Genomic DNA, 26,256 nt, shown 5'->3' with positions numbered 1-26,256 from the left:
CATGCCGTTCGTCCCGATCACCCAGGTCACCCTCACGGATGGGCCCCTGTTCCGAGCGCAGGAGGCCGACCGCGCCTACCTGCGAGCCCTCGAGCCCGATCGTCTGCTCGCCCCGTTCCTCCGTGAGGCGGGCCTGGAGCCCCGGGCGGCGTCCTACGACGACTGGGAGGTGCGCGGACTCGACGGCCATACCGCCGGACACTACCTCTCGGCCTGCTCCCTGATGGTCGCCTCCACCGGGGACGACGTCCTGCGTTCCCGGCTCGAGTACACGGTCGCCGAACTGGCCCGCGCACAGGACCACCTGGGTACCGGGTACGTCGGCGGAGTCCCTCGGAGTGCCGAGCTCTGGGCCGAGGTCGCAGCGGGGATCACCGAATCGACCTTCCGCGCCGGCCGCTGGGTGCCCTGGTACAACCTGCACAAGCTGTACGCCGGGCTCATCGACGCGGCCCGCTTGACGGGGGACCACGTGGCACGTGACGTGGTCCTGCGCCTCGCCACCTGGTGGGAGGAGCTTGCCGCGGGGATCGACGACGAGCACTTCCAGCTCATGCTCGAGACCGAGATCGGAGGGATGAACGAGGCGTACGTCGACCTCTTCGACCTCACGGGCGACCCCCGACATCTCGCGATGGCCGCCCGCTTCACATCCGTAGCCCTCAGCGAACCGCTGTCGCGCCGGTCCGACGAACTGACCGGCCTGCACGCCAACACCCGTATCCCGCAGTTCGTCGGCTTCGCCGCCCTCGCCACGCGGAGCGACGATCCGGCCCTCGCCCGCGCGGCCCGGTTCGCCTGGGAGACGATCCTGACGCGGCGCACGGTCGCGATCGGCGGCAACAGTGTCCGGGAGCACTTCCATGCCATCGACGACTTCACCCCGATGACCGAGGATCGGGAGGGGCCGGAGACCTGCAACAGCTACAACCTCATCAAGCTGGGCCGACGGCTCAGTGCCGACGAGTCCGACCCGGCGATCGCCGACGCGCTCGAACGGATCCTCTTCAACCACCTCCTGTCATCGCAGCACCCCGAGCACGGCGGCCTCGTCTACTTCACCTCCATGCGACCCGACCACTACCGCGTCTACTCCTCGCCGGAGCACAGCTTCTGGTGCTGCGTCGGGACCGGTCTGGAGAGTCACGCGAAACACGGCGAGTCGCTGTACCGGTTCGACGACGACACGGTGTCGGTCGAGCTCTTCGCGCCCTCCGTCGTGCGGATTCCGGAACTCGGTCTCGAGCTGGAGCAACGGACGGCCTTCCCGTCCGACGGCGTGGTCGGACTCACCCTCGGGCTCACCGGCTCGCGGCGGTTCCGGCTCCGCGTCCGGGTCCCCGGGTGGAGTGATCCGACACCCGAGATGTTCCTCAACGGCGCTCCGGTGACCGCCGAACGCGAACGCGGCCATCTCGTCGTGGAGCGTGAGTGGAGCGACGGCGACACCGTGTCGTTCGAGCTCACCATGGGCGGTCGTGCGGAACCGTACCCGGACGGCTCGGACTGGATCTCGCTCCTCTGGGGTCCGTCCGTCCTGGCGGCCCGTGGCGAGTCGCTCCCGACCGGCGTCGTGTTGGCTGATCGGCCGCACGCCCCGCACACGGCGGTCGGCCCGCTCACCCCGCTCGCCTCGGCACCGATCGTCACGCGGACGGCTGTGCCCTACCGGGACGCCGACGGGCGACTCCGGGTCGACTCGGACCGAGGACCGATCCCGTTGGAACCGTTCGCAGGCCTGCACGACGCGCGGTACACCGTCACGTTCCCCGTGGCGTCGTCGGCGGACGAGGACGCCGTCGACCGGCGCCGCACCGCCTTGGTCGACCGGGACCGACGCGCCGCGAGCATCGACGGACGGACGGTCGACCGGGTCGCTCTGGGCGAGCAGCAGCCGGAGGCGGATCACGGGTTCGAGGGGCGCTCCAGCGTCAGCGGCGCGGTGGGTGGGATCCGCTGGCGGAGCACGACCGAGCGTCTGTCCGTGAGGCTCGTCGATCCGCATCTCCTCGGCCGGGTCGTCAGAGCGACCTGGCTGCACGACCAGACGGGCCACGGTCTCACCCTGGAGATCGACGGCACGCCGGTCGCTCCGCAGGAGGTCGGGCGAGACGACGACCTGGAGTGGGCGGAGTACCCGCTGACACCCACCAGCGCCGGGTGGGGTGTCCGGCGGTTCGCGCTCGTCGCGCAGCCGGATCGCGAGACCCCGCGGTGCACCGAACTCCGAGTGCTGACCGCAGAGGGCGCCTGACCACCGGTACCGGCGCACACAGCACCCCGGGATGCGGGAGCATGGAGCCATGACGACGACGCCGGAGCGGGACGATCTCAGCGTGACGCTCGCGGACGTCGCCGCGAGGTCGGGATGCTCGGTGTCGCTCGTCTCCCGGGTGCTCGCCGGGAAGCGCCATGCATCCCCGGACACCAGGGACCGCATCCTCGCTGCAGCGCACGACCTCGGCTACGACCGCGCAGCACAACGTCGCGGTCGACCTCGCTCGGTCCCGCGCCTGCTCGACCTGGCGATGAGTCAGTGGGACGACCCCTGGGCGAACACGGTCGTGACGAGTGTGCGGCGGGCGGCCGCTGCGGCGAACTACGATCTGGTGCTCACGCCGGAGAGCGAGTCGATGGTCGACGACTGGCCCAGTCGGGCACGTGCGCGGGGATCGGCCGGTGTCGTCGTGTGCCTCATCCGTCCCAACGTGTCCCAGCTCGACATCCTCGCCTCGGCCAACATCCCCGTCGCACTCCTCGATCCGCGTGCGGAGCCGGCGCGGAGCCTGCCGAGCGTCGGGTCCACCGACTGGCAGGGCGGCTTCGACGCGGGTCGGCATCTCGCGCGGCGGGGGACACGTCGGTTCCTCATCATCACCGGCCGACCGAAGTACCGGTTCGGCCGTGCGAGGGAGGCCGGTTTCCGAGCGGCGGTCGAACGGCACGCCGACGGGGCGACGGTCGAGGAGATCTCGTCGCCCTGGTCCTCGGAGAGTGCGTTCGTCTCCGTGCGCAAGCTGCTCAGGCAGGGCGGGCTCCCGATCGGCGTCTTCAGCTGCAACGACGAGATGGCCTACGGCGTCTACCGCGCCGCTGAGGAGCTCCAGCTCCGCATCCCCGACGACATCAGGGTCGTCGGCTTCGACGATCTCCCGCAGTCCAGGTTGATGCCGCCGCCGATGACGACCGTGCGCCAGCCGATGCGCGCGATGGCCGCGCGTGCGGTCCAGCTCGTCCTCGAGGCGGAGCCCGGGACGGACCCGGGGGACCGCGCGGAGTTCCCGACCGAACTCATCGTCCGCGCCTCGAGCTGACGCGGACGCGGGAGAATGGTCGCCATGACGGGACCATCGGATACCGAAGACGTGTCGACCGAGCACTCGAGCGTGTCGGCGTGGATGCGGGCGCTCAACACGGCGACCGGGAACCCCGGCGGCGGGGCCGCATCCGGACTCATGCTGGCGATCGCCGCCGGCCTCACCGCGATGGTGGCCGGCTACACCCGAACCACGCACGCCACCGAGGACGCGAGCGGGCGGGACTCGGCCGAAGCGACGATCGCCGCACTCCGCGCTCGCGCTGAGGCACGCTCCGAGCTGGCGCTGCGTCTGGCCGACGAGGACGCCCACGCCTCGCGAGCGTTCGGCCGTGCCTTCCGTCTACCGGCCGGCGTCGGACGCGACGAGGCGATCCGTGCTGCGTCCATCGAGGCGGCCGCGGCCTCAGCGCGGCTGGGCGAGCATGCCGTCGACGCGATCGACGATCTCGCCTGGCTGACCGAGCACGGCAACCCGGCGTTGATCGCCGACGTGGCGGTGGCGATCGGTGCACTCCGCGCGGCGATCACGGGAGCGCGGACCAACGTCAGCTTCGATCTCGGTTCGGTCCGCAGCGCACACGGCTCCCTCGAGGAGATCCGCGCCGACGAGCCGCGCCTGTGGGAACTCGTCCCCGTGTTCGACCGCGCCCTCGAGCGTATCGACCGGCTCGCGGCGTCGATCGACCCCGACGCCGCTCCCACCGACGCGGCGTCGTAGCCGGTGGTCAGCGCCTGCCCGGGCGCGCAGCCGGGCCGCTCGGAACCCGGACGATCAGGGCATGGTGCAGGTTCCTCAGCGAGACCGAGATCACCGAACCGTGCGAGTCGCCGTCCAGTTGGATCTCCTGCGGCTCCTCGAGTCTGAGGTGCATCGTCCGCGCCTGTGCGTAGCTGATCGCGCGTGCCTTCGGCGAGAATCGTCCGACCAGCCGGCCGAACCGCGTGCGGTGCAGCATCCGGTTGAACGTCAGACGGTAGCCGATGTTCCCCCAACCCGGACCCTTGCCGGGGCGCAGCATGACGGCATCGAGGAGGCCGTCGTCCACGACGGCCTCGGGGAGCAGCAGGACCCCGCCGGTGAGCGTGCCGGAGTTCCCGACGATGATCGTATGCGCTCGGGCAGCCGCCTCCGGACGGTCGTCCAGTCGATAGTGCAGATCGAACTGCCGGTTGCCGATGATGCTCCGCGCGATCGGATCGGAGTAGGCGAGCCAGCCGATCCGTCGCTTCAGCCGCTCATTGGTGTGGCCCGCCATGTGCGCGTCGAGGCCGATACCGGCCATGACGAGGAAGACCTCGTCCCGGTTCGTGCCGTCGCTGCGCCCGAGACTGACCTGACCGACGTCGACCACCTGGTCACGCCCTGAACAGGCGATGTCGACCGACCGCTTGAGGTCGCCCAACGGCAGGCCGAGCGCTCGGGCGAAGAGGTTCCCCGTTCCGGCCGGGACCAGCCCGAGGGGGATGCCGGTGGAGGCGATGGCCTCGGCGGCGACCCGCAGTGTCCCATCGCCTCCGGCGACCAGGATGACCGAGGGCGCCGAGGCGATCGCGGCCGCGGACGCACCCCGGCCGTCGTCGTCGGCGCGCGTCTCGTGCCAGGTGGAGGGTGCCAGTCCGTGCGTCGATTCAGCGGCTGCGACGGCCGAGCGGAGGACGTCGATGTCGACCTTGGAGGGATTGACGACGACGGCTGCGCGTCGACGTCCGCGTTCGGCTGGTGCATCGTTCACAGCGTCAAGGATAGGAGGCACCGGCTCGGAACCAGCGGTGGACGCGAGCCGTGCCGCGGGTTCGTGAGACGCTTGCCCCATGGACCTCGAGGTGTCGCCCGGACTGACGATCCCAGCAGCCGAGCTGCAGTGGCGTTTCTCCCGGTCGTCCGGCCCGGGCGGACAGCACGTGAACACCTCCGACAGCCGTGTCCAGTTGACGTGGAGTGTGGCCGAGTCGGCCGTCCTCACCGACGAGCAACGAGACCGACTGCTCGACCGGCTCGGCGCTCGGCTGGTCGGCGGAGCCATCACCGTGACCGTCTCCCGCGAGCGATCGCAGCTCCGGAACCGCGAACTCGCACTCGAAGCGCTCGCGACGCGCATCAGGTCGGCCCTCGCGCCGCCGGCGCCGACGCGCCGGCCCACGCGTCCGACCCGCGGATCGGCGCGGCGCCACCTCGCCGCGAAACAGCAGCGGAGCGCCACCAAACAGCAACGACGACGTCCCTCCGACGACTAGCGGGTCACCACGTCGCCTCCCGCAAGGGCGTGCGTCGGACGGTGCGGTCCAGTAGCGTTCCCGGGGAGCGCACCCGTCGACGCCGTCGTCGTGCGCGAACGGAGGAACACCATGCGCATCGTCGTCATCGGCGGGACCGGCCACATCGGCACCTTCCTCGTCCCGCGACTCGTCCGGGCCGGCCACGAGGTCGTGAGCGTGAGCCGCGGCGATCGTTCGCCGTACACGGAGGTTCCCGAGTGGGACCAGGTCGAGCGGGTCCGGGCCGATCGGGAGGCCGAGGACCGGGACGGTGTCTTCGCACGACGCATCGCGGACCTCGGTCCGGACGTCGTCATCGATCTGGTCTGCTTCACGGTCGCCTCGGCGACGGCGCTCGTCGAGGGGCTGCGCGGCAACACGGGCCAGCTGCTCCACTGCGGATCGATCTGGCGCTACGGTCCCAGCGCGTCCGTCCCCATCGTCGAGGGCGCCGGGACGGCGCCGTTCGGCGACTACGGTGTCCGGAAGGATCAGATCGCCCGACTGCTCCAGCAGGAGAGCGCCGACGGAGGACTGGTGACGACCTCCCTGCATCCCGGGCACATCGTCGGACCGGGGTGGGCGCCCATCAACCCGCTCGGCAACCTCGACCCCGGGGTCTGGCGGACCCTCGCACTCGGTTCACCGCTGCGCATCCCCGGACTCGGTGCCGAGCTGCTGCACCACGTGCACGCCGACGACGTCGCGCAGGCCTTCGAGCTCGCCGTCGCGAACCGGGATCGTGTCGCCGGCGAGGATCTCAACGTGACCTCGGCCGCCGCGGTGACCGTCCGCGGCTACGCCGAGGTCGTCGCCGGCTGGTTCGGACGCTCGGCCGAGCTCGAGTCGGTGACCTGGGAGCATTTCCGGGCAGAGACACCGACGGAGCACGCCGACACCACCTGGGAGCACCTGGTGCGGAGCCATTGCGCGTCGATCGACAAGGCACGGTCGCTGCTCGGATACGAGCCCGCCTACACCTCGACGGAGGCGGTCCTCGAGTCCGTCCGTTCGCTCGTCGCCCGCGGGGAGTTGGACGTGCCCGAACCACGAGCAGCCCTGAACACGAGCCGCTGACGACGCGATCGTTCAGGGGGCGTGCAACGAGCTCCGGAGTCCGTGCGGTGCGTCGAGCTTCGGACGCTGCAGGATCCCGCGGCGTCGCAGGATCGGCACGAGTTCGTCGAGCATGCGGTGCACCGTCACCGGGTGGAGGTCGCCCGAGAAGATGAACCCGTCGTTGTCCGCCTCACTGCCGGCGCGTTCGATGTGGTCGGCCACCTCAGCCGCCGTGCCGACGACACCGCTGCCGTCGGTGATCCGCCCGAGTCGTGCCTTCGGCACGAGCAGCTCCCGGAGCGTCGCCGCCGCGAAGGACTCGTGCTGGCCGCGCAACGCGTCGAGGCTGCCGCGCGACACGTGGTCGCCGAAGACGGCCGGGTCCACCGGTCGGTCGAGGTCGAGCGCGGTGAGGTCCGTCTCCAGGTCGCTCGACCACCCGAGTGCGACGGAGCGCAGGGTCTCATCGTCCGGCTGTTCCGAGGCGGCGACGAGACGGTCGGCCTCGGCACTGCTCGACACGATGACGGGCTTGAACACGAACAGGATCGCGGGAGGGGTGTCCCGACCGACGGCAGCCGACGCGTCGAGGACCCGCCTCCGGTACGCACGGAGGCTCGCGATGTCGAGCGGTGCGAGGGCGAGCTGGACGTCCGACTGTCGTCCGGTGAAGGCGAGCCCTCGCGGCGAGGAGCCCGGCGACACGATGACGGGCTCCCCACCGGAGTCCTCGTGGAAGGGCAGGGCGTTGAGCGGCCCGTCGAAGTCGTAGTGTGCGCCGCGATGCTCGACGCGGTCGAGGTGGCGGCCGTCGGCGAAGCGTCCGGAGGCGGTGTCGCCCACGTACGCGCCAGGTCGCCAGCTCCGCCAGAGCGCGCGCACGCCGTCCAGCCACTCCTCCGCCCGCTCATAGGCGATGTCGTGCGGCACGACCGGCTCGCCGAAGTGACGGCTGCTGCCGACGTCGGTCACCACGTTCACCCCGAACCGTCCGCGACTGAGGTGCTGCAGGGTCGCGAACTGCCGCGCCGCCTGGTACGGCGGCAGTTGCAAGGGGTTCACGGTCGGGATGATGCCGATGCGCTCCGTCACCGCGAAGAGGAACGGGGCGAGGCTCAGCGGGTCGTGCTTCGGCCCGCCGTAGGCGCCGCGGATGCGGAGGTCGAGCGTCTCGGGGTTCCCCAGCGAGAGGGCGTCCTCGATGATCAGGAGGTCCAGGCCCGCCTGCTCGAGCTCACGCACGGCCTGCTGGTAAAGAGCAGGTTCCTGCCAGCGGTAGTCCCAGTCGAGGTACGGGTGCCCCCAACCGTGCGGACCGAACCCACGTGACAGGAACCAGCCGAAGCGTTGCCGGGCACTCACGCGGCGACCGCCTCGTCCGCCGTGACGGCCGCGCCGGAGCTCGTCGACGGTTCCCGGACCGGGAGCGCGTCGAACGCCGAGGCGAGGTCCGCGATGAGGTCGGCCGCGTCTTCGATGCCGACGGAGATCCGCACGAGTCCTTGGCCGATGCCGCTCGCCGCGAGCTGCTCGGCCGAACGCTGGGCGTGCGTGGTCGAGGCCGGGTGGAGGATCAGCGACCGGACGTCGCCCAGATTCGTCATCCGCGTGAACAAGCCGACGTGGTCGATGACCGTCCGTGCTGCGTCCCGTCCGCCGTGCAGGGTGAACGAGAACACCGATCCCTGTCCATCCGGCAGATACCGGTCCGCCAGGCCGCGGAACGGACTGTCGCTGAGTCCCGAATAGTCGACCGAGGCCACTTCCGTCCGTCCCGCCAGCCACGTCGCGAGGGCGAGGGCGTTCTCGCTCTGCCGTTGGACGCGGCGTGACAGCGTCTCGATACCCTGTGCGATGAGGAACGCGTTGAACGGCGACGGCGTCGGGCCGAGACGCAGCGCGACCGATGCCCGTGCGTAGGCGGCCAGCGCTGCACGCCCGTCCGCCTCGACGTGGCTGAGCCCGCCGAGCGCGGCGACCGGCGAGGTGAGGTGACGATAGCGGTCCGCGTGAGCCGTCCAGTCGAACGTGCCGCCGTCGACGACGACCCCGCCGAGAACGGTGCCGTGCCCCGCCAGGAACTTGCTGGCCGAGTGGACGACGATGTCCGCGCCGTGCTCGATGGGACGCAGGAGGTAGGGCGTGGCGAAGGTGTTGTCGACGACGAGCGGGACCCCGTGCGCATGGGCGACGTCGGCGACGAGACGGAGATCCGTGAGGTCGTTGCGGGGGTTCGGAATGGACTCGACGAAGATCGCGCGCGTTGCGGGTCGGATGGCACGCTCCCAGGCGTCGGCGTCGAGCGGATCGGAGACCTCGCTCGTGGTGATCCCCAGCCGACCGAAGTTCTCCGTGAAGAGGCTGCGCGAGCCCTCGTACAGACTCGGCGCGGTGAGCAGGTGGTCGCCGGCCTCGAGCAGGGAGAGCAGGGCGACGCCGACGGCCGCCTGTCCGGAGCCGAGGAGCAGCGCGTCCACACCACCCTCCAGGGCGGCGAGACGGCGCTCGACGGCGTCGATCGTCGGATTGCCGACCCGGCTGTAGCTGTAGCCACCAGGGTCCGGGCCGAACCGCTGCTCCGCCTCGTCGAAGTCCGCGAACACGAACCCGGCACTCGCGTAGATCGGCAGAGCCCGCGGCTGGAGCGGCGCATCGGGTGCGCCACCGGCGTGCAGCTGTCGGGTGCTGAAGCCCCCTCGATCCCGCTCGTGCATCGCCTCGTCCTCTCCGTCAGCTCGGCCGTCGTCGACGCCCCGGCGTCGGTGACAGGCACTCTACGGTCGGGATCGGGGCGGGCGCAGGTGACGACGACATGTGCGGACACAATCGGCCGGCGACGCAGCCGTCGGGAGAGGCCCCGTACCCTGGAGAGACGTCGGCCGCGCACACGGTGACCGGCGCCGACGGATCGGACGAGGGGGAACCGTGAAAGCACTCATCGCATCGGGGAGCGGTCGGTATGCGGATCCGTGGCACCCGTACGCGCGCACGAGCCCGCTCATCGCGGAGGTCCTGGAGACGGCCGGCTTCGCGGTCGAGATCGACGAGGACGTCGACCGTGCGATGACGCGACTCGACGGCGTCGAGCTCCTGGTGGTCAACGCAGGCGACCCGTGGCGGTCCGAGGACCAGGGTCGGGCGCCCGCTGCCGCCATCGACGGTTTCGCGGAGGCGCTGGGTCGGGGGATCGGTGTCCTCGCGATGCATGCGGCGCTCGCCTCGCTCCGCGACTACCCGGACTGGGCGCCGACGATCGGGGCGCTGTGGCTGCCCGGCGTGTCCTGGCATCCGCCGATGGGCCCGACCGTCGTCCGCGGCCTGGCATCGCCCGACGGCGGAGCGCTCGGCGACATCCCCGTGGACGACGAACAGTACCTGCGGCTGCAACCCGTCGGTCGGAGCACCACCGTCGCCGAGCACGACGTCGACGGCGAGCGGTTCCCCGCGGTATGGGTCCGCGAGGTGGGGCCCTCGCGCGTCGCCGTCGACGCACTCGGACACGACGAGCGGTCCTACGCCTCGGCTGAGCACCGTGCACTGCTCGCGACGCTGGCACGGTGGGTGGCCCGGGCGCCGTCTGCGTGATCCGTCACGGATCCTCGATCGGCTTCGTCTGTGTCGCGACCCTCGTCGGCGCAAGCCCCCGTCGAACGGGAGTCGCCTCCCGCGACCGGGTCTATGCTCCTGTTCGGGGCTGCGAGCGACCATGACGGCCGGATGTGGCCCTCGTCAGGAATCGGAACCTCGAGAAAGCCGCACCACGTGTCACAGGACCTCATGTCACCCGAGAACAACGTCCAGCGCATCATGCGCACCGGAACCGTCTGGTTCGGCGTCGCGGTCGGGAGCACCGCGATCGTCCTCGGGCTCCTCCTCAGCTCAGGTTGGCGACCGGCGGTCCTCGCCGAGGGACTCCGCGTGGTCTGGTGGTGCTGCTCGGTCATCGTGGGTTTGAGCATCGGTCTGCTGGGTTGGTCCGGGTGTCCGATCCTGGAGGTGGACGTCCCGACGGCGTCCCGGAACAAGTCGTTGACCATGCAGCTCGGAACGATGCTCTTCATCCTCGGGAGCATCGGCGCCATGTTCACCGTGCTGGCCGGCTCGCCGAGCTGACACCCGCGGCGCGGGCACGTCCGGCTCCTGCAGCATCGTCGCGTCGGAACGGCGTCGTAGAGTCGATGCATGGCCAGATCCTCAGCACCGCTCCGCAGACTCGGGTTCCTCACGATGGGCCTGTTCGACCCCGAGGAGCCGGCGGCCGGGCACGAGGCGACCCTGCAGCTCATCGAGCTCGGTGAACGCCTGGGGTTCGACAGCGCCTGGCTGCGGCACCGGCATCTGCAGTTCGGCATCTCCTCACCGGTCGCCGTCCTCGCGGCGGCGACGCAGCGCACGAAGCGCATCGCGCTCGGCACCGCGGTCACACCGCTCGGCGCGGAGAACCCCTTCCGGCTCGCAGAGGACCTGGGCACGGTCGACGTCCTCTCGGGCGGCAGGCTGCTTCCCGGCTTCAGCACCGGTGAGCCGATGCGCTTCGACGCGTTCAAGCACGCGATCTATCCGTCGACGCTCGACCAGGAGGACCTCGGCTACGACCGCGTCCTGCGCCTCCGCTCCTTCATCCGCGGTGACGTCGTCAGTGACAGCGCCGGTCGTGAGGGCCAGGAGGACTACTCCTCACGGGTCGAGCCGCATGCCGACGGTCTGGCGGAGCGGCTCTGGTACGGAGCCGGCAGCCTGCGGTCGGCGGGTTGGGCCGGTGAGCAGTCCTTCAACCTGCTCACGAGCAGCGTCATCGCCGCCGAGGACGGCACGACGGACTTCGCGGCGAACCAGGCCGCTCAGGTGCGTCGGTTCCGAGAACTCCACCCGGCGGGTGAGCGGGCCCGCGTGTCGCAGGGGCTCGTGGTCATCCCGACGGATTCCGCGACGGCGACCCAGCGAGCCCGGTACCGCGAGTACGTCGACTCGAGACGGCACCGCGTCGGCGTCGCCCATGGGCCGCGGCGGATGCTCTTCGCGGAGGACCTCGTCGGCAGCAGTGCGGAGATCGCAGAGCGGCTGCACGAGCACGCCGGATTCCAGGAGGTCGACGAGGTCGCCTTCGCTCTCCCCTTCACGCTCGAAGCGGACGACTACACGCAGCTGCTCACCGACATCGCCGGCGCGCTCGGGCCAGCCCTCGGCTGGCGACCGGCCGCGGACGGGGAGTCCCGTCCGGCCTGAGCGGACCGGTCGGAGACGGCTTCCGGTCGCGCGTACAGTGCAGGTATGACGCAGCACGGGTTCAGACGGTACGTGGCCATCGGCGACAGCTTCAGTGAGGGCTACGGGGATCTCCGGGAGGACGGCACCCTTCGCGGGTGGGCCGACTTCGTGGCCCTCGGCCTCGCCCGGGCCTCAACGGAGACCGTCAGCTACGCGAACCTCGCCATCCGCGGGCGGAAGCTCGTCCCGATCCTCGACGAACAACTCGACCGTGCGATCGCGATGGGTCCGGACCTCGTCAGCTTCAACGGCGGCGGCAACGACATCATGCGCCCGCGGGTGTCGATCGACGGCGTCGCCGACCGCCTGGACGGTGCGGTCGATCGTCTGCGTGCCGGGGGAGCCCACGTGCTGCTGTTGAGCGGGGCGAACCCTTCCGCCCACATCCCGATGGGTTCGCTCCTCGCCCGCCGCGGCGAGCAGCTGGCCCAGGCCGTGCGGGTGCGGTATCCGCGTGACGGGGTGACCTTCGTCGACAACTGGGCTGACCGGACGCTCGCCGACCTCCGGTACTGGTCGGTGGACCGGCTGCACCTCAACGCCCTCGGCCACGCCCGGGTGGCGGGCAACGTGCTGACGGCGCTCGACGTGCCGGTCCCGGAGGAGTGGGGGATCGAGGACGTCGCTGCTGCCCCGCCCGGTCCGCGTCAACGTCGCACCGCGGCCTACTACCGGGAACACGTGCTCCCGTGGATCGGGCGCCGTCTGACCGGTCGGTCCTCGGGCGACGGTCGCGAACCGAAGATCGCCCAGCTGCGACCGGTCGACACCCGCGGCTGACCGTTACCGGTCAGCCGCGGACCGTCAGCCGACGCGGACGAGTGTGCGCTGCCAACCGGAGGATCCGTTCGGAGCGATCGGCGCCTGCTTCTCGATCTGGAGGTTTCCGGCCTTGTCGGTCGCGCGGACGGCGACGTAGTGCGTGCCGGCGGTCGCCTCCCAGTCCATCCACCACTGCACCCAGGTGTCGTCGTTGATGGCGGTCGTGAGGTTGACGCTCTGCCAGTCGCCGTTGTCGATGCTGACCTCGACCTTGGCGATCCCGACGGTCTGCGCCCAGGCGACGCCCGCGATCTTGGCCGGACCCGCCGGCACCTGCTTGTCGATCCGGGGCGTGTCGATCCGCGAGGAGAGTTTGATGGGCGCCTTCGCGTCGTAGCCGCGCGGGGTCCAGTAGGCCTCGTCCTTCTCGAACGTCGTGACCGTCAGCTTCGTCAGCCACTTCGTCGCCGACACGTAGCCGTAGAGGCCCGGGACGACCATGCGCACGGGGAAACCGTGCTCGAGCGGCAGCGGCTCGCCGTTCATCGCCACGGCGAGGATCGCGTCCAGGTTCGGGTCGGTGAGCGACTCGAGCGGCGTGCTCGCCGTGAACCCGTCGACGCTCGTGGACAGGACCATGTCGGCCTTCGAGTCCGGCATCGCCCGCTTGAGGACGTCGCGCACAGGGATACCGAGCCACTTCGCGTTGCCCAGAAGGTTGCCGCCCACCTCGTTCGAGACGCAGGTCATGGTGATGACGTATTCGTCGAGACCCATGGCGAGGAGTTCCTCGAAGGTGATCTGCACCTGCTCGCCGACCATGCCGTCGATCGTGAGCGTCCACGTGGCCGGGTCGACCGTCGGCACGGTCAGCGCGGTGTCGACGCGGTAGAACTTGTCGTTCGGCGTGAAGAGCGGGCTGAGGCCGTCGACGTCCGCCTCGGCTCCATCGGGGATCGTGACGGTCGACTTCGGCGCCGGGAGCTTGAGGGCGTCGCGGACGGCCGTGATCGACGAGGTGGTGACGTTCACGAGGCGTGCGCCCACGCCGACGACGACGGCACCGGCCGCCGCGATGCCGGCCACGCGGAAGAAGCCTCGACGGTCGAACGCCGCGCGCTCGTCGTCCGAACCGTTCGCGGCGCGCTTCGGCAGGCGACGGCTCAGGAGGATGAGGATCACGACGCCCGCCGCGAGACCGAGGATCACCGGGACGACGGCGAGCGGGGTGGCACCGGCGCGGGTGACGGTCGTCGCACCGGCGAAGACGCCGGCCGCGAACAGGACCACGACACCGAGCGGTGGACGGATCTGCTGCAGGACCCCGGCGATCGCCGCGGCGATCACGACGGCGACGCCGAGGCTCACGAGGAGGAAGATCTTGTCGTTGCTGCCGAACGTCTCGATCGCGAACTCCTTCGCCCACCGCGGGACGATGTCGATCACGAACGATCCGACGGTGAGGAGGGGGCTGCTGCCGCGGGCGAACAACAGCGCCGCCAGCTCGGCGATCGCGAGGAACACCGCTGCTGCGACGATCCCGGACAGTGCTGCCGCGAACCAGACGAGACGTCGTCCGCCCCGTGTGGTACCGGTCTGGTGCTTCGATGGCATGTGCTACTCCCTGATCATGGCTCGACAGGAGTTCGGAGCACTGCCCGGATCAGACGGGTCGGATCCGCCGTCCGCCCGTCGTGTCGGCTGTCAGGCCGTCGAGACGGCCAGCCGCAGTCCCGCCTCGGAAGCCGACCGGAGGGCCTCTGCGAACTCCTGCTCGCTCCGTTCGCGCTGCGCTGCGAGCGCCGGGTCTTGGTCGGCGAGGGTCAGACTCGTCGTGATGACATGGACGTCCATGCCGAGGGCTCCGCCGAACAACGTCCGCAGCGCCGGCACCTCGTGATCCCAACCCTCGGTCGGGCTGCCCGCGTCGTAGGCGATCCCGCGGCTGGTGGCGATGACGACCGGCCGGCCGGTGAGCGCTCCCGTGTCCGCGGAGGTGACGCCCGGCACGTGGATGTGGTCGATCCACGCTTTGAGCGACGACGGGATCGAGAAGTTGTACAGCGGCGCGCCGATCACGACGATGTCGGCGCCGAGCAGCTCGTCGAGCAGGACGCGCTGGAGCGTCTCCGCCTCGGCGGGCGGGTTCGCACCGGGGCGGCGGTCGGCCGGCGCCCAGTGGAGACTCGCGTCGGCGAGGTGGGGGACCGGATCGCGGTGCAGGTCGCGACGGACGACGACGCCGGTGGGGTCGGCGTTCGACCAGGCGTCCACGACGGCCTGCGAGAGCCGGCGGGACCGGGAGGTGTCGAGATCGGCGGAGGAGTCGAGGTGCAGGAGCGTGGGCATGCGGCAACGCTAGCAAGCCGGGTCCCGTCCGCTTCCTTGCGGCACGCACTGGTGGCGGTTACCGTCGCAGGATGGTCGACGCCCCAGCCCCAGCCCCAGCCCCCGCCACCTCCACCCGCCCGGACGCACGCGTCCTCGACGAGACCGACCCGCTCGCGGAACACCGCGCGGCGTTCGTCCCGGCCGAGGGCGTCGTCGCCTACCTCGACGGGAACTCCCTGGGGCGGCCGTTGCGGGCCACGGCGGAGCGGCTGCAGTCGTTCATCGCGGAGGAGTGGGGGACGAGGCTCATCCGGTCGTGGGACGACCGCTGGTTCGAGCTGCCGCTGACGCTCGGCGACCGCCTGGGATCGGTCGTGCTCGGTGCCGCACCCGGCCAGACGGTCGTCGCCGACTCGACGACCGTGCTGCTGTACAAGCTGATCCGCGCGGCGGTCGACGCGACGTCGTCCTCCGGAGGGGGTGCGCCGCGCGACGAGCTCGTGATCGATGCGGGGAACTTCCCGACGGACCGCTTCGTGATCGATGGGATCGCCGCTGAACGCGATCTGCGTGTGCGATGGATCGACGCCGACCCGGTCCACGGTGTCGCCGCGCACCGGCTGCGCGAGGTGGTCCACGAGCGGACCGCACTCGTCGTGCTCAGCCAGGTCGACTACCGGTCCGGAGCGCTGCTCGACGTCGAGGAGCTGACCGCGATCGCGCATCAGGCGGGAGCACTCGTCCTCTGGGATCTGTGCCACTCCGCCGGTGCGGTCCCGATCGAACTCGACGGGTGGGGCGTGGACCTCGCGGTGGGCTGCTCCTACAAGTACCTCGGTGGCGGGCCCGGGGCTCCGGCGTTCGCCTACGTCGCGGCACGCCATCAGGACCGGCTCCTCCAGCCCATCCAGGGGTGGATGGGCGCCGCCGACGTCTTCGCCATGGCCGACGCCTATCAGCCGGCCGTCGGGATGCGCCGGTTCCTCAGCGGGACGCCACCGATCGTGGGCATGCTGCCGCTCGAGGACTCGCTGACGCTCATCGAGTCCGCCGGGGTCGCCGCCATCCGGGAGAAGTCCGAGGCCCTCACCACGTTCGCGATCTCCTGGGCCGACGAGCACCTCGCAGGCTCCGGTGTCAGGGTGATGACCCCTCGTGATCCGGCGCGTCGCGGTGGTCATGTGACGCTCGGTCACCCGTCGTTCCGCGAGATCACCCCGCTGCTCTGGAATGCGGGTGTGATCCCCGACTTCCGGCACCCGGACGGTCTCCGCATCGGGGTCGCCCCCTTGAGCTCCGGCTTCGCCGAGCTCGAACGCGGGCTGATCCGGATCGCCGAGGCCGTCCACCGGTGGACGGCCTCACCCGGCTCCACCCCGCCCGGCGGACGTCCGTCGTAGGCTTGGCGGCATGCCCGCTGCCTCTGGAACCCAGTACCGTCTCCACCACACCGGTCCGCAGGGCGAGGTCCGAGCGACGGTCACCGAACTCGCCGCCGGACTCCGCGAACTGACGGTCGGCGGACGCACCCTCGTGCAGTCCTTCGGTGAGGACGTCGTCGCCCCGATGGGGTGCGGCATGGTGCTCGTGCCGTGGCCCAACCGCGTCCGCGATGCCCGGTGGACGCTCGACGGTGAACCGCAGCAGCTCGACGTCACCGAGGCGGCGACCGGGAACGCCTCCCATGGGCTCCTGCGCAACACGGGGTACCGGGCGGGGGATCACACCGATCACGCGGTGACCCTGCTCGCCTCGGTGTTCCCGCAGCACGGCTACCCGTTCCGCCTCGACACCTCGGTCGCCTACACCTTGGACGACGACGGCCTGCGGGTGACCCACACGATCGTGAACCGGTCAAGTCGCCCCGTGCCGGTCGCCGTTGGTGCTCACCCCTACCTGGCGCTCGGCGACGTACCGACCGCCGACCTCACCGTGACGGTGGCCGCCGACACCTGGTTCGAGACGGACGAGCAGCGCATCCCGGTCGCCTCCCGTCCCGTCGACGGAACCCCGTACGATCTGCGCTCTGGTGTTCGCGTGGGCGACCTCTCGATCGACGTCGGCCTGGGTTCGGTCCGGCAGGTCGACGGTGCCGTCCGACACCGGCTCACCGCACCCGACGGCGACACCGTCGAACTCTGGGCGGACGACGACTTCCGGTTCGTCCAGGTCTACACGCCGAAGAACTTCCCGGCGGCAGACGGACCGACGCAGGCCATCGCCATCGAGCCCATGACGGCCCCCGCCGATGCGCTGAACAGCGGGACCGGACTCCGATGGTTGGAGCCCGACGAGCGGTGGTCGCTGTCCTGGGGGATCCGACTCACGCAGGTGTGACCGGCACGCCGTTCGGCAGACGATCGACCGTCCCACGGGCGGACGAGGATCAGCTCACAGGATGACGCCGCGGGGACGATGATCGCCCTGGCGTCCGATGTGCCGCCCCCGGGTGTCAACGGACACTTGTGGCATGACCACGCACCTGGACACCAGCCCGAACCTCTTCACCCTGTCCACGCCCCGGGTCGCACAGACCGAGCGGCTGCAGGTGGCGCGGCCGACCGCTCGACCGCGCGGACGGTTCGGGACGTTCGTGGGCGTCCTCCTGGGGAACATCGTCCTCTGGAGCACGCTCTTCATCACGATCGGTGTCGTGCTCGCACTGCAGCTCGGCATCGTCGGCGTCATCGCCGCGTCACTGTTGCGCTGAGCGCGATCCCGTCGTCAGGCACCTGAATCGGCGAGACCCGTTCCGGAATCGTCCGCTGCGTCCTCGGCGGGCGCGTCATCGTCCAGTGCCTCGTCCTCGACCACGGCGTCCGGGAGCCCCGGCAGCATGGCCGCCGCGCCCTCGTCACGAATGCCTTCGACCGCCCCGAAATCAGACATGATGCTTCCTCTCGATCGTCGTGCCCGCCAGGGTAACCGGCGGACACGACGATCGACAGCCCTTGTGGGCGAGAGGTTCGTCAATCGACGATCGACACCGTCACGTCGATGTTGCCGCGCGTGGCGTTCGAGTAGGGGCACACCTGGTGCGCCTGGTCGGCCAGCTGCTGGGCTTCGTCGTGCGTCACGTTCGGCACGTAGACGTCGAGCTCGACGGCCAGGCCGAAGCCGCCCTCACCGTTCGATCCGATGCCGACGCTGGCCGACACCTCGGCGTCCTTCGTGTCGAGCTTCGCGGTGCGCCCGACGGCGTGGAGGGCGCTGAGGAAGCACGCGGCGAAGCCGGCAGCGAACAACTGCTCGGGGTTGGTGCCCTCGCCGCTGCCGCCGAGTTCCTTCGGGGGACGGGTGTCGAAGTCGAGGAGGTCGTCCTCACTGCGGACGTGTCCGTCTCGTCCGCCTCCGGTGGCATGGGCAACTGCTGTGTACGCGATATCCATTGCTCCATCCTTGCACCGTCGTGCGTGCCCGGCGCACCTTCTCCGGGAGCTCTCGGCAGTCGTTCAGTGCAGCGTGGATCGAGCCGCGTCGACCACCGCCGTCGTGACGAGCTCGAGCAGTCGGGAGTGGAGTCGCCACTGCTGCCAGAACAACGGGACGTCGACGCCGCCCGTCTCGTCGAGCACGACGAGATCGCCCCTGCGCAGCGGCGCGTCGGACTGCGCGTCCGGGAGCATGCCCCAGCCGAGACCGAGGCCGACGGCGGTCGCGAAGTCCGCCGAGGCCGGAACATGGTGCCGCGGCGGGTCGGCGGGGTCGACGCCACGTCGTCGGAGGTAGGCGTCCTGGAGATCGTCCTTCCGGTCGAACACGACGACGGGCGCTGCGGTGAGCGCCTGAGCGATCGCCCCGTCCTCGAACCAGCGCGCCGCGAACGCGGGTGAGGCCATCGGCCGGTATCGCATCCGGCCGAGAGGCCGCACCGTGCACCCCTGGACCGGTTCGGCGTTCGACGTGACGGCGGCCATGACGCTGCCCGCACGGAGGAGGTCCGTCGAATGGTCCTGGTCCTCGCGAGCGAGGTCGAAGACGACCGACTCCCGTGCGGCGACGTCCGCCAGCACGGGCAGCAGCCAGGTGGCGAGGGAGTCGGCGTTCACGACGATCGGGATCACCGCCGGGGTGGCCGGCGTGAGCGCGTCGTCGGCGTGCAACTCGAGCGCCGCGTCGTGACCGAGCAGGTGCACCGCGCGGCCGAGCCGGAGCACGATCTCACCTGACGCCGTGATGGTGATCGGTTTGGTCCGGAGCAGGAGGACCCGTCCGACGCTCTGCTCGAGGGCCTTGATGCGTTGGCTGATCGCCGACGGCGTGACCATCAGCTCCCGGGCGGCCGACTCGAAGGTGCCGTGGTCGACCGCGGCGACGAAGGCCCGCAGTTGCTCGAAATGGAGATCCATCATAAGAAGATCTTACGATTCATCAGAATATTGAACTGGATTCATCATGCTGCGCCTCCTACGGTCGAAGGATGACCTCCGCACTGCAGGCCGCGATCGCGGGCCTCGGCCTCGGCCTCTCCCTCATCGTGGCCATCGGCGCCCAGAACGCGTTCGTCCTCCGGCAGGGCATCCGGCGCGAGCATGTCCTTCCCGTGGTGCTGGTCTGCGCACTCTCCGACGCGGTGCTCATCATCGCCGGTGTCAGCGGCATCGGCTTCGTCGTGGAGCGGTTCCCCGTGGTCCTCGTCGTCCTCCGTTGGGCCGGGGCCGCCTTCCTGCTCGGCTACGGCCTGCTGGCCGCACGCCGTGCGCTCGCCCCGTCCGGTCTCGCCGCCGACCGTGGTGGCAACAGCCTCTCGCTCAGGGCGGCGGTACTCACCGTCATCGGCCTCACCTGGCTGAACCCCCACGTGTACCTCGACACCGTGCTCCTCCTCGGCTCGATCGCGAACACGCACGGGGAGCTGGGGCGGTGGTGGTTCGCCGCCGGCGCGGTCCTCGGGAGCATCCTGTGGTTCACCGCGCTGGGGTACGGCGCGCGACTGCTCCGCGGGGTCTTCGCGAAGCCCGTGGCCTGGCGCATCCTCGACGTCGCGATCGCGGTCGTCATGATCGCCCTCGCGATCATGCTCGTCCTGCGCCCCTGAGCGTGCTCGAGGGTGCCTGGTTAGGATTGCCGGGTGATGAGAACCCTGCGTGAGGTGAACACGGTCGTCGAGCGCCTCTGGCCACTGTCCGGAGCCGAGGACTGGGATGCCCCGGGGCTCCTCGTCGGCGACCCGGACCAGCCGGTCGGGCATGTGCTCCTGGCCGTCGACGCGGTCGGCGTGACCGTCGACGAGGTGCTCGAGCGCCCCGACGGTCTGCTGCTGGTCCACCACCCGCTGCTGATGCGCGGTGTCACGACCGTGGCGGGTGACCGGTACAAGGGGTCGCTCATCACACGCCTGATCCGTGGCGGCGCCGCACTCATCGCCGCCCACACCAACGCCGACGTCGTCGTCGACGGGACCTCGGACGTCCTCGCCCGACGTCTCGGCCTCCACGACCCGGCGCCGATCGTCCCTGCCGCCGACGGCCTGACCGGGCTGGGTCGGGTCGGCGACCTCCCGGAGGAGACGACGCTCGGCGCGATCGCGCGTGCCCTCGCCGAGATCCTGCCGGCGACCGCCACCGGGGTCCGTGCCTCCGGCGACTACGACCAGGCCGTCCGGAGGATCGCGCTCTGTGGGGGAGCGGGTGACTCGCTCCTGTCCCATCCCGCGGTCCGCGCGGCCGACGTGTACATCACGGCCGACCTCCGCCACCACCCGGCGTCCGAGGCCCGGGAACAGGCGCTCCTCGGTGGCGGGCCGGCCCTCATCGACGTCTCCCACTGGGCGAGCGAGTGGCTGTGGCTCGAGGGGGCCGCCGACGCGCTCCGACGAGAACTCCCGGGACTCGACGTCCGGGTCAGCGAGCTGCGTACCGACCCGTGGGACTTCGTCGTCACCCAGTAGTCGGCGCGGCCGGTAGGGTGATGAGTCGAGAGTTTGGAACAGACGTGAAAGCCAGCCCAGCAGACCAGAAGACGTTGCTCACCCTGCAGAGCATCGACACCGGCGTGCAGCGCACCGCCCACCGCGCGGCGAACCTCCCCGAGGCCGCGCGCATCGCGCAGCTCCAGGCCGAGATCGAGACCGTCCGCCTCCGTCGCCTGGAGCGGGTCGGCGTCCGCGACGACGCACAGACCGAGCTCGGGCGCATCGAGTCCGATGTCGCCGTCGTCGCGGCCCGCATGAAGCGCGACGCCGACCGTCTCCAGTCGTCGACCTCCGTCAAGGACGTCGAAGCGCTGCAGAGCGAGATCGCCTCCTTGCAGAACCGGCAGAACAACCTCGAGGAGATCCAGCTGACCGTCATGGAGCGGGTCGAAGCCGCAGAGGACGCCGTCGCCCAGGTGGACGCCGAGCGCGCCGGACTCCAGGAACTCCTCGACGAGGTCGTCGCCAAGCGCGACGCCGAACTGGTCGAACTCGAGGCCGAACGGGCACGACTCACCGCCGACCGCGAGTCACTCGCACCCGGCATCCCCGCCGACCTCCTGGCCCTCTACGACCAGCGCCGCGCCCGCGGCGGTATCGGTGCAGCACTGTTCCGCGCCGGCACCTGCGGAGCATGCAAGATGTCGCTCACCGGCAACGACCTCCAGGCCGTCCGCGCCGCGCCGTCCGAAGAGGTCGTGCAGTGCCCCGAGTGCGCCGCGATCGTCGTCCGGACGGACGAGTCAGGCCTCATCTGAGCCGGACGCTGGCTCTACGACACCGGCCGGTCCGCGGCCGTTGTCGCGGCCCGGTAGACTCGACTCCGTGAACGGGCCGGCTAGACGGTCGCGTCACCGAGACCTCCGGGTGTCGGTGCCGAGGAACGTCCGGGCTCCACAGAGCAGGGCGGTGGGTAACACCCACCCGGGGTGACCCGCGAGACAGTGCCACAGAGAACAGACCGCCGTGGGCGACCACGGTCAGGGTGAAACGGTGGGGTAAGAGCCCACCAGCGACCGGGGTGACCCGGTCGGCTCGGTAAACCTCGTCCGGAGCAAGGTCAACAGGGAACGCTGAGGCTGCTCGCCAAGTTCCCGGGTAGACCGCTAGAGGGCGGCGGCAACGTCGTCCCGAGAGAGATGGCCGTCCAAACGCGAGAGCGTGGGACAGAACCCGGCGTACCGGTCGACCCGTTCACACCCCAGCACGGCCGCGACTGCGTCGAGCCGCACTGCGACACCCGCGCAAGCGTCGGACGGAACCCGGCGTACCGGTCGACCCGTTCACACCCCAGGCGCCGCTGCGACGACACCGCAGCAGCGCCCCGCAGCGCTCAGGCGATGCGTTCGGCGGGGCCGGCGGCGAGAGCGGCTGCGCCGAGGATGCCCGCGTTGTTGCGGTGCACGGCAGGGATGATCGGGGTGTCGAGCTTCAGCAGCGGCAGGAAGTGGTCCGCGTGCTTGGACACGCCGCCGCCCACCACGAACTGATCGGGTGAGAAGAGGAACTCGAGGCGCTCGTAGTACTTCTGGAGGCGCTTGGCCCACTTCTCCCAGCTCAGGTCCTCGCGCTCCTTGACCGCGTAGGACGCCCGCGTCTCGGCGTCCTTGCCGTCGATCTCCAGGTGTCCGAGTTCCGCGTTCGGGATCAACGTGCGGTTGTAGATGAGCGCCGTGCCGATGCCGGTGCCGAGCGTCGTCAGGATCGTGAGGCCGCTGGCGCCCTTGGCCGCGCCGAACTCGGTCTCGGCGTACCCGGCCGCGTCAGCATCGTTCACGAAGGTGATCTCACGCCCGAGGCCCTGCTCGAACAGCTGCTCGGCTTCGAGGCCGATCCAGGCGTCGGAGACGTTCGCCGCGGACATCGTCCGGCCGTTGCGGACGATCGCGGGGAAGCAGACGCCGAGCGGGAGTCCGTCCGAGGCCGGGGACAGCTGCTCGAGCACCTGGCGCACCGTCACGACGATGTCCTTCGGCTCGCCACCCTTCGGCGTGGGGATCTTCACCCGATCGGTGAGGAGGGCACCGGTCGTGAGGTCGACGACCGCACCTTTGATGCCGGTCCCTCCGATATCGATGCCGACGGCGGACCGGGGAGCTGCGTTCGTCATGCGTCCAGCCTAGAGCGCCGTGGGCGCTGCGTCGGTGTCGATCGGGCTCGGAAGCGTGAGGATCTCTGCGCCGCGTTCGGTGACGACGAGCGTGTGCTCGAACTGTGCGGTGAGCGACCGGTCGCGCGTCGTGACCGTCCAGTCGTCGTCCCACTGCTCCCAGTCCTGGGAGCCGATCGTGAGCATCGGCTCGATCGTGAACACCATGCCCGGCTCCATCACCGTGTCGTACAGCGGCGCGGCGTCGTAGTGGGGGACGATCAACCCGGAGTGGAAGGACCGTCCGACGCCGTGGCCCGTGAAGTCGCGGACGACACCGTACCCGAACCGCTTCGCGTAGGACTCGATCGCACGTCCGATGACGTTGATCTGCCGGCCTGGGGCGACGGCCTTGATGCCCCGGTTGAGAGCTTCCCGGGTGCGCTCGACGAGGAGCCGTGTGTCGTCGGCGACGTCGCCGACGAGGAAGGTCACGTTGCTGTCGCCGTGCACGCCGTCGAGGTAGGCGGTGATGTCGATGTTCACGAGGTCACCCTCGCGCAAGGCGGTGTCGTCGGGGATGCCGTGGCAGACGACCTCGTTGACCGAGCTGCAGATCGACTTGGGGTAGCCGCGGTACCCGAGCGTCGACGGATAGGCGCCCGCACCGATGACGAACGCGTGTCCGATGGCGTCCAGTTCGTCGGTGGTCACCCCGGGACGGACCGCCGCACCGACGGCCTGGATCGCATCGGCGGCGATGGTTCCGGCGACCCGGATGCGTTCGATCTCCTCAGCCGAATACAGGTCGCCCCGGGTGTCGGTGGCCGGTGCGGCGCGGCCGACGTACTCGGGGCGGACGATCGTCTCCGGCACCGATCGGGGGCGGCCGACGCGACCGGGGACCAGGTGACCTGCGGTGTCGAAAGGCATAGGATCAAGCCTAACCGAGCAGGGGAGACGCGCCGTGGCGAAGGAACCATCCGAGCAGTACTGGTACAACACGAAGACCGGCCAGGTCGAGTTCGGCTTCGAGTCGAGTGTCGTGGACCGCGTCGGTCCCTTCGAGACGGCTGCGGAGGCCTCGCACGCACTCGAGCGACTCCGCGCCAACAGCGCGAAGTGGGACGCCGACGAGGCTGCCGAGGACTGAGCCACCCGGGTCGCGTCGCGAGCGGATTGCGGGTCTGCCCTCTTCCGCAGGCGTGGTGCGATCCGCCAGGATGGGCCGAGCGATGGAGCTCGAGCGGGGGGAACATGCACAGGATCGACCGTCCGCGGAGGCGACCGATCGCCGTCGGACGAGGTGCCGTCGCGGCCCTCACCCTCGGACTCCTCCTGATGCCGACGTCGCCGGCCGCTGCAGCGCCGATGGTCGCCACCGAGGTCACCGCAGCCGAGTGCGTCACAACGGTCCCCGGTGGTTCCCGCTGCGGCGTGTTGACGGTGCCTCTGTCACGCACGGTGCCGGACTCGACGGAGGCGACCCTGCCGTACGTGCTCGTCCCGGCCGCCCTCGAGACCGGACGACCGCCGCTCGTCTACCTCGCCGGTGGGTCGGCGCTCTCGTCGCTCGACATCCAGCGGCTCGCGGTCGAGGACGGGCTGGCCGCTGACCGCGACGTGGTGTTCGTCGAACGCCGGGGCGGTCTCGACGCCACACCGTCGCTCGACTGCGCGCCGGCGAACGCAGCCATCCGCGCCTCGCTCGGGGCTGATGGGGACCGTGCAGCCCGCGTCGCCGCGGTCGACGCGGCCTTCGCGTCCTGCACCGCGTCCTGGCACGAGGACGGCGTCGTGCCGAGCGACTTCGGCGTCACCCCCGCGGCTACGGACCTCCGCGACCTTCGGCAGCAGCTGGGCTACGCGCGATGGACCATCCTGGCCGTGGGCACGTCGGCCGGCGTGGCCCTCGCGGCCCCCGACGTCGATCCGGGTGGTGTCGACGGCGTCGTCCTCGACGGCCCCGACCTGGGTGCACCCGGGATCGTCTCCGCTGGCGGTGTGGCGGCCGCCCTGGCCGTCGTCCGTGCGCGCGGCGTCGAGCCGCAGGGCCCCGTCCCGTCCCCGCCGGCGGCACCACAGGCCGCCGCCGCTGAGGAACCGGAGTCCGCGACCCCGGACACCGCGCCGAGCGAGCCGACAGGTTCCGCCGGGATCCTCGCGACCGCCACCGATGCGCTCGTCGCCGCGCCGCACCGCACCTCCGGCGCGCACGCGATGACCCTCGGTGGCGACGCGCTCCTGGCGATCGCCTCACACGCACTGTCCGAACCCACCGCCCAGGCGGCACTCCCGGTGCTCCTGAGCTCGATCGCGGACGGCGACGGCACGGTGCTGGATCCCGTGGCGAACGATGCGATCGCCCGGCTGGCCGACCCCGGTGTCATCCTCGACCACGTGCTCGGGTGTTCGACGACCGGCTGGCCCGGGGCCGCCGAACGCTCGGACGCGGAGGTCACCACGACGACGCTGCTGGAGGACGTCGCGGCCGCTGCCTGCTCCTCGTTCGCCGTGGGTGCGACGCCGCCACCGGGAGCGGTCGGGACGTCGGTCTTCGTGCTCGGCGCCCCGGAACAGGCAGCCGCTCTCGCCGGCCCCGTCGCCGGCGGCACGGCGGACGCGCTCGTGGCGGCCTTCCCCGGGTCGGGAGCCGTCCCATCGGTGAGCAGTGCGTGCGCACGGGTCGCGATGCGTGCGTGGCTCAGCGATCCGGCGAGCTATCGGGCGGCGCTCTGCGACGCCGACGACGCGGCCGTAGCCGTCGTCGATCGAGCCGATGTCGCGGCGAGCCCGCGATGGGCCCAGCAGACCTCGTCGGACGCCGGGGGCAGGTGGTTGCTGCTGGTGCTGCCCATCCTGTTCGGGCTCGTGGCCATCGGATGGTCCGTGGCGTGGGGCTACCGGTTGATCACCCAGGCGCTTCGACGCCAGCCGGTCCAGGACGGTCTCCTGCTCGGGATCGCGCCGGTGTTCGGAGCGACGTGGGCGATCGGCGGAGCCGTCGTGCTCGTCCGTGCGGCCACCTCGAGTCCGGCGATCGCTCTCGTCGGGGTGCCCGCCGCCTTGCCGTGGCTCTCCATCGCCCTCCTCGTGAGTTGCGTCGGATTGGTGCCCGTGTGGCAAGGGGCCCACCGTGGATCACGGCTGCGGATCGCCGCACTCTCGCTGCTGTGGGCGGCGACGGCCGGCTGGACCGCACTCTTCGTCCTCGCCTGGTGGTGAGCCGTGGATCGCCCACGCCCGGCGCGCGCGGAT

At 70.8% G+C, this 26,256-nt stretch carries 27 protein-coding genes and 1 other RNA gene; 18 read left to right on the top strand and 10 right to left on the bottom strand.

Annotated features, from left to right (window positions below; translation table 11 throughout):
- Position 1: 1 nt before the first annotated feature.
- The 3 genes from HOW07_RS01510 to HOW07_RS01500 are packed head-to-tail and all read left to right on the top strand — an operon-like array spanning position 2 to position 4,037.
- Complete coding sequence (locus HOW07_RS01510) at positions 2-2,254, top strand: beta-L-arabinofuranosidase domain-containing protein (RefSeq protein WP_175115890.1); 2,253 nt, start codon at positions 2-4, stop codon at positions 2,252-2,254.
- A gap of 49 nt (positions 2,255-2,303) precedes the next feature.
- A complete protein-coding gene (locus HOW07_RS01505) occupies positions 2,304-3,314 on the top strand; it encodes a LacI family DNA-binding transcriptional regulator (protein WP_158596572.1) in 1,011 nt (336 codons plus the stop codon).
- A 24-nt stretch (positions 3,315-3,338) separates the two neighbouring features.
- Positions 3,339-4,037: a cyclodeaminase/cyclohydrolase family protein gene (locus tag HOW07_RS01500; protein WP_175115889.1), complete on the top strand. Its 699-nt coding sequence runs from the start codon at positions 3,339-3,341 to the stop codon at positions 4,035-4,037.
- Positions 4,038-4,044: 7 nt separating this feature from the next.
- Here HOW07_RS01500 and HOW07_RS01495 read toward each other — a convergent pair whose 3' ends face one another.
- The gene (locus tag HOW07_RS01495; RefSeq protein ID WP_285039083.1) at positions 4,045-5,052 is read right to left on the bottom strand and encodes a diacylglycerol kinase family protein; all 1,008 of its coding nucleotides are present in this window, start codon (positions 5,050-5,052) and stop codon (positions 4,045-4,047) included.
- Between the two features lie 79 nt (positions 5,053-5,131).
- Here HOW07_RS01495 and arfB point away from each other — a divergent pair, with 79 nt between their 5' ends.
- Entirely contained in the window at positions 5,132-5,554 is a 423-nt protein-coding gene (arfB, locus tag HOW07_RS01490; protein ID WP_121290790.1) for an alternative ribosome rescue aminoacyl-tRNA hydrolase ArfB, read from the top strand.
- A gap of 111 nt (positions 5,555-5,665) precedes the next feature.
- Positions 5,666-6,652, top strand: coding sequence for an NAD(P)-dependent oxidoreductase (locus HOW07_RS01485; protein WP_121290788.1), 987 nt, complete (start codon positions 5,666-5,668; stop codon positions 6,650-6,652).
- Between the two features lie 12 nt (positions 6,653-6,664).
- On the opposite strand, the gene HOW07_RS01480 is transcribed toward HOW07_RS01485, so the two are convergent.
- Positions 6,665-7,996, bottom strand: coding sequence for an LLM class flavin-dependent oxidoreductase (locus HOW07_RS01480; protein WP_121290786.1), 1,332 nt, complete (start codon positions 7,994-7,996; stop codon positions 6,665-6,667).
- Positions 7,993-9,348, bottom strand: a complete 1,356-nt coding sequence (locus HOW07_RS01475; RefSeq protein WP_175115888.1) for an O-acetylhomoserine aminocarboxypropyltransferase/cysteine synthase family protein — start codon at positions 9,346-9,348, stop codon at positions 7,993-7,995. Before HOW07_RS01475 ends, HOW07_RS01480 begins: the two co-directional genes overlap by 4 nt.
- Positions 9,349-9,559: 211 nt before the next feature.
- Here HOW07_RS01475 and HOW07_RS01470 point away from each other — a divergent pair, with 211 nt between their 5' ends.
- From HOW07_RS01470 to HOW07_RS01455, 4 genes are all read left to right on the top strand, one after another.
- Positions 9,560-10,219: a ThuA domain-containing protein gene (locus tag HOW07_RS01470; protein ID WP_371743546.1), complete on the top strand. Its 660-nt coding sequence runs from the start codon at positions 9,560-9,562 to the stop codon at positions 10,217-10,219.
- Between the two features lie 177 nt (positions 10,220-10,396).
- Positions 10,397-10,747: a hypothetical protein gene (locus HOW07_RS01465; RefSeq protein WP_064293749.1), complete on the top strand. Its 351-nt coding sequence runs from the start codon at positions 10,397-10,399 to the stop codon at positions 10,745-10,747.
- A 69-nt stretch (positions 10,748-10,816) separates the two neighbouring features.
- Positions 10,817-11,860 carry an LLM class flavin-dependent oxidoreductase gene (locus HOW07_RS01460; RefSeq protein WP_175115887.1) on the top strand — a complete coding sequence of 348 codons (1,044 nt, stop codon included), beginning with the start codon at positions 10,817-10,819 and terminating at the stop codon, positions 11,858-11,860.
- 45 nt (positions 11,861-11,905) lie between these two features.
- On the top strand, positions 11,906-12,682 hold the full coding sequence (locus HOW07_RS01455) for an SGNH/GDSL hydrolase family protein (RefSeq protein ID WP_121290780.1): 777 nt from the start codon (positions 11,906-11,908) through the stop codon (positions 12,680-12,682).
- Between the two features lie 24 nt (positions 12,683-12,706).
- Here HOW07_RS01455 and HOW07_RS01450 read toward each other — a convergent pair whose 3' ends face one another.
- Complete coding sequence (locus HOW07_RS01450) at positions 12,707-14,278, bottom strand: molybdopterin-dependent oxidoreductase (protein ID WP_175115886.1); 1,572 nt, start codon at positions 14,276-14,278, stop codon at positions 12,707-12,709.
- Between the two features lie 90 nt (positions 14,279-14,368).
- Positions 14,369-15,013 carry an FMN-dependent NADH-azoreductase gene (locus HOW07_RS01445; RefSeq protein ID WP_175115885.1) on the bottom strand — a complete coding sequence of 215 codons (645 nt, stop codon included), beginning with the start codon at positions 15,011-15,013 and terminating at the stop codon, positions 14,369-14,371.
- Between the two features lie 71 nt (positions 15,014-15,084).
- On the opposite strand from HOW07_RS01445, the gene HOW07_RS01440 reads away from it, so the two are divergent.
- The 3 genes from HOW07_RS01440 to HOW07_RS01430 all read left to right on the top strand — a co-directional run bounded on the left by HOW07_RS01440 (position 15,085) and on the right by HOW07_RS01430 (position 17,705).
- Positions 15,085-16,395, top strand: a complete 1,311-nt coding sequence (locus HOW07_RS01440; RefSeq protein WP_175115884.1) for a kynureninase — start codon at positions 15,085-15,087, stop codon at positions 16,393-16,395.
- 10 nt (positions 16,396-16,405) lie between these two features.
- Complete coding sequence (locus tag HOW07_RS01435; protein WP_175115883.1) at positions 16,406-17,332, top strand: aldose 1-epimerase family protein; 927 nt, start codon at positions 16,406-16,408, stop codon at positions 17,330-17,332.
- A 133-nt stretch (positions 17,333-17,465) separates the two neighbouring features.
- Entirely contained in the window at positions 17,466-17,705 is a 240-nt protein-coding gene (locus HOW07_RS01430) for a hypothetical protein (protein WP_121290770.1), read from the top strand.
- A 14-nt stretch (positions 17,706-17,719) separates the two neighbouring features.
- On the opposite strand, the gene HOW07_RS01425 is transcribed toward HOW07_RS01430, so the two are convergent.
- The 3 genes from HOW07_RS01425 to HOW07_RS01415 all read right to left on the bottom strand — a co-directional run bounded on the left by HOW07_RS01425 (position 17,720) and on the right by HOW07_RS01415 (position 19,347).
- Entirely contained in the window at positions 17,720-17,884 is a 165-nt protein-coding gene (locus HOW07_RS01425; RefSeq protein ID WP_153303432.1) for a hypothetical protein, read from the bottom strand.
- 80 nt (positions 17,885-17,964) lie between these two features.
- Entirely contained in the window at positions 17,965-18,384 is a 420-nt protein-coding gene (locus tag HOW07_RS01420) for an organic hydroperoxide resistance protein (protein WP_064293757.1), read from the bottom strand.
- 63 nt (positions 18,385-18,447) lie between these two features.
- Positions 18,448-19,347 (bottom strand): LysR family transcriptional regulator ArgP, encoded by a 900-nt coding sequence (locus tag HOW07_RS01415; protein ID WP_217485071.1) that lies wholly within the window; start codon positions 19,345-19,347, stop codon positions 18,448-18,450.
- Between the two features lie 68 nt (positions 19,348-19,415).
- On the opposite strand from HOW07_RS01415, the gene HOW07_RS01410 reads away from it, so the two are divergent.
- The 4 genes from HOW07_RS01410 to rnpB all read left to right on the top strand — a co-directional run bounded on the left by HOW07_RS01410 (position 19,416) and on the right by rnpB (position 22,106).
- Complete coding sequence (locus tag HOW07_RS01410; protein ID WP_064293759.1) at positions 19,416-20,033, top strand: LysE/ArgO family amino acid transporter; 618 nt, start codon at positions 19,416-19,418, stop codon at positions 20,031-20,033.
- Positions 20,034-20,069: 36 nt separating this feature from the next.
- On the top strand, positions 20,070-20,885 hold the full coding sequence (locus HOW07_RS01405) for a Nif3-like dinuclear metal center hexameric protein (RefSeq protein ID WP_175115882.1): 816 nt from the start codon (positions 20,070-20,072) through the stop codon (positions 20,883-20,885).
- Positions 20,886-20,929: 44 nt separating this feature from the next.
- Complete coding sequence (locus HOW07_RS01400) at positions 20,930-21,667, top strand: C4-type zinc ribbon domain-containing protein (protein ID WP_175115881.1); 738 nt, start codon at positions 20,930-20,932, stop codon at positions 21,665-21,667.
- A 72-nt stretch (positions 21,668-21,739) separates the two neighbouring features.
- Positions 21,740-22,106: RNase P RNA component class A (gene rnpB, locus HOW07_RS01395), an RNA gene on the top strand.
- 136 nt (positions 22,107-22,242) lie between these two features.
- Here the strand turns inward: rnpB and ppgK are convergent.
- Positions 22,243-23,019, bottom strand: a complete 777-nt coding sequence (gene ppgK / locus HOW07_RS01390) for a polyphosphate--glucose phosphotransferase (RefSeq protein ID WP_121290762.1) — start codon at positions 23,017-23,019, stop codon at positions 22,243-22,245.
- 9 nt (positions 23,020-23,028) lie between these two features.
- Complete coding sequence (gene map / locus HOW07_RS01385) at positions 23,029-23,931, bottom strand: type I methionyl aminopeptidase (protein WP_175115880.1); 903 nt, start codon at positions 23,929-23,931, stop codon at positions 23,029-23,031.
- A 34-nt stretch (positions 23,932-23,965) separates the two neighbouring features.
- On the opposite strand from map, the gene HOW07_RS01380 reads away from it, so the two are divergent.
- Positions 23,966-24,151 carry a hypothetical protein gene (locus HOW07_RS01380; RefSeq protein WP_064293764.1) on the top strand — a complete coding sequence of 62 codons (186 nt, stop codon included), beginning with the start codon at positions 23,966-23,968 and terminating at the stop codon, positions 24,149-24,151.
- A 104-nt stretch (positions 24,152-24,255) separates the two neighbouring features.
- Entirely contained in the window at positions 24,256-26,223 is a 1,968-nt protein-coding gene (locus HOW07_RS01375) for a hypothetical protein (protein ID WP_175115879.1), read from the top strand.
- Positions 26,224-26,256: the final 33 nt, after the last annotated feature.

The organism is Plantibacter sp. MCCC 1A11337 (assembly GCF_013349365.1).
GTDB lineage: Bacteria > Actinomycetota > Actinomycetes > Actinomycetales > Microbacteriaceae > Plantibacter > Plantibacter flavus_A.
Note: the sequence above shows the minus strand (reverse complement) of the source record. Positions and strands in the feature narration are given on the sequence as shown.

What these genes read in the sequence shown, in the direction of transcription:
- HOW07_RS01510 (WP_175115890.1), top strand. Translation starts at nt 2, where the DNA reads ATGCCGTTCGTCCCGATCACCCAGGTCACCCTCACGGATGGGCCCCTG.
- HOW07_RS01505 (WP_158596572.1), top strand. Translation starts at nt 2,304, where the DNA reads ATGACGACGACGCCGGAGCGGGACGATCTCAGCGTGACGCTCGCGGAC.
- HOW07_RS01500 (WP_175115889.1), top strand. Translation starts at nt 3,339, where the DNA reads ATGACGGGACCATCGGATACCGAAGACGTGTCGACCGAGCACTCGAGC.
- arfB (WP_121290790.1), top strand. Translation starts at nt 5,132, where the DNA reads ATGGACCTCGAGGTGTCGCCCGGACTGACGATCCCAGCAGCCGAGCTG.
- HOW07_RS01485 (WP_121290788.1), top strand. Translation starts at nt 5,666, where the DNA reads ATGCGCATCGTCGTCATCGGCGGGACCGGCCACATCGGCACCTTCCTC.
- HOW07_RS01475 (WP_175115888.1), bottom strand. Translation starts at nt 9,348, where the DNA reads ATGCACGAGCGGGATCGAGGGGGCTTCAGCACCCGACAGCTGCACGCC.
- HOW07_RS01460 (WP_175115887.1), top strand. Translation starts at nt 10,817, where the DNA reads ATGGCCAGATCCTCAGCACCGCTCCGCAGACTCGGGTTCCTCACGATG.
- HOW07_RS01455 (WP_121290780.1), top strand. Translation starts at nt 11,906, where the DNA reads ATGACGCAGCACGGGTTCAGACGGTACGTGGCCATCGGCGACAGCTTC.
- HOW07_RS01450 (WP_175115886.1), bottom strand. Translation starts at nt 14,278, where the DNA reads ATGCCATCGAAGCACCAGACCGGTACCACACGGGGCGGACGACGTCTC.
- HOW07_RS01445 (WP_175115885.1), bottom strand. Translation starts at nt 15,013, where the DNA reads ATGCCCACGCTCCTGCACCTCGACTCCTCCGCCGATCTCGACACCTCC.
- HOW07_RS01440 (WP_175115884.1), top strand. Translation starts at nt 15,085, where the DNA reads ATGGTCGACGCCCCAGCCCCAGCCCCAGCCCCCGCCACCTCCACCCGC.
- HOW07_RS01435 (WP_175115883.1), top strand. Translation starts at nt 16,406, where the DNA reads ATGCCCGCTGCCTCTGGAACCCAGTACCGTCTCCACCACACCGGTCCG.
- HOW07_RS01430 (WP_121290770.1), top strand. Translation starts at nt 17,466, where the DNA reads ATGACCACGCACCTGGACACCAGCCCGAACCTCTTCACCCTGTCCACG.
- HOW07_RS01425 (WP_153303432.1), bottom strand. Translation starts at nt 17,884, where the DNA reads ATGTCTGATTTCGGGGCGGTCGAAGGCATTCGTGACGAGGGCGCGGCG.
- HOW07_RS01420 (WP_064293757.1), bottom strand. Translation starts at nt 18,384, where the DNA reads ATGGATATCGCGTACACAGCAGTTGCCCATGCCACCGGAGGCGGACGA.
- HOW07_RS01415 (WP_217485071.1), bottom strand. Translation starts at nt 19,347, where the DNA reads ATGATGGATCTCCATTTCGAGCAACTGCGGGCCTTCGTCGCCGCGGTC.
- HOW07_RS01410 (WP_064293759.1), top strand. Translation starts at nt 19,416, where the DNA reads ATGACCTCCGCACTGCAGGCCGCGATCGCGGGCCTCGGCCTCGGCCTC.
- HOW07_RS01405 (WP_175115882.1), top strand. Translation starts at nt 20,070, where the DNA reads ATGAGAACCCTGCGTGAGGTGAACACGGTCGTCGAGCGCCTCTGGCCA.
- ppgK (WP_121290762.1), bottom strand. Translation starts at nt 23,019, where the DNA reads ATGACGAACGCAGCTCCCCGGTCCGCCGTCGGCATCGATATCGGAGGG.
- map (WP_175115880.1), bottom strand. Translation starts at nt 23,931, where the DNA reads ATGCCTTTCGACACCGCAGGTCACCTGGTCCCCGGTCGCGTCGGCCGC.
- HOW07_RS01375 (WP_175115879.1), top strand. Translation starts at nt 24,256, where the DNA reads ATGCACAGGATCGACCGTCCGCGGAGGCGACCGATCGCCGTCGGACGA.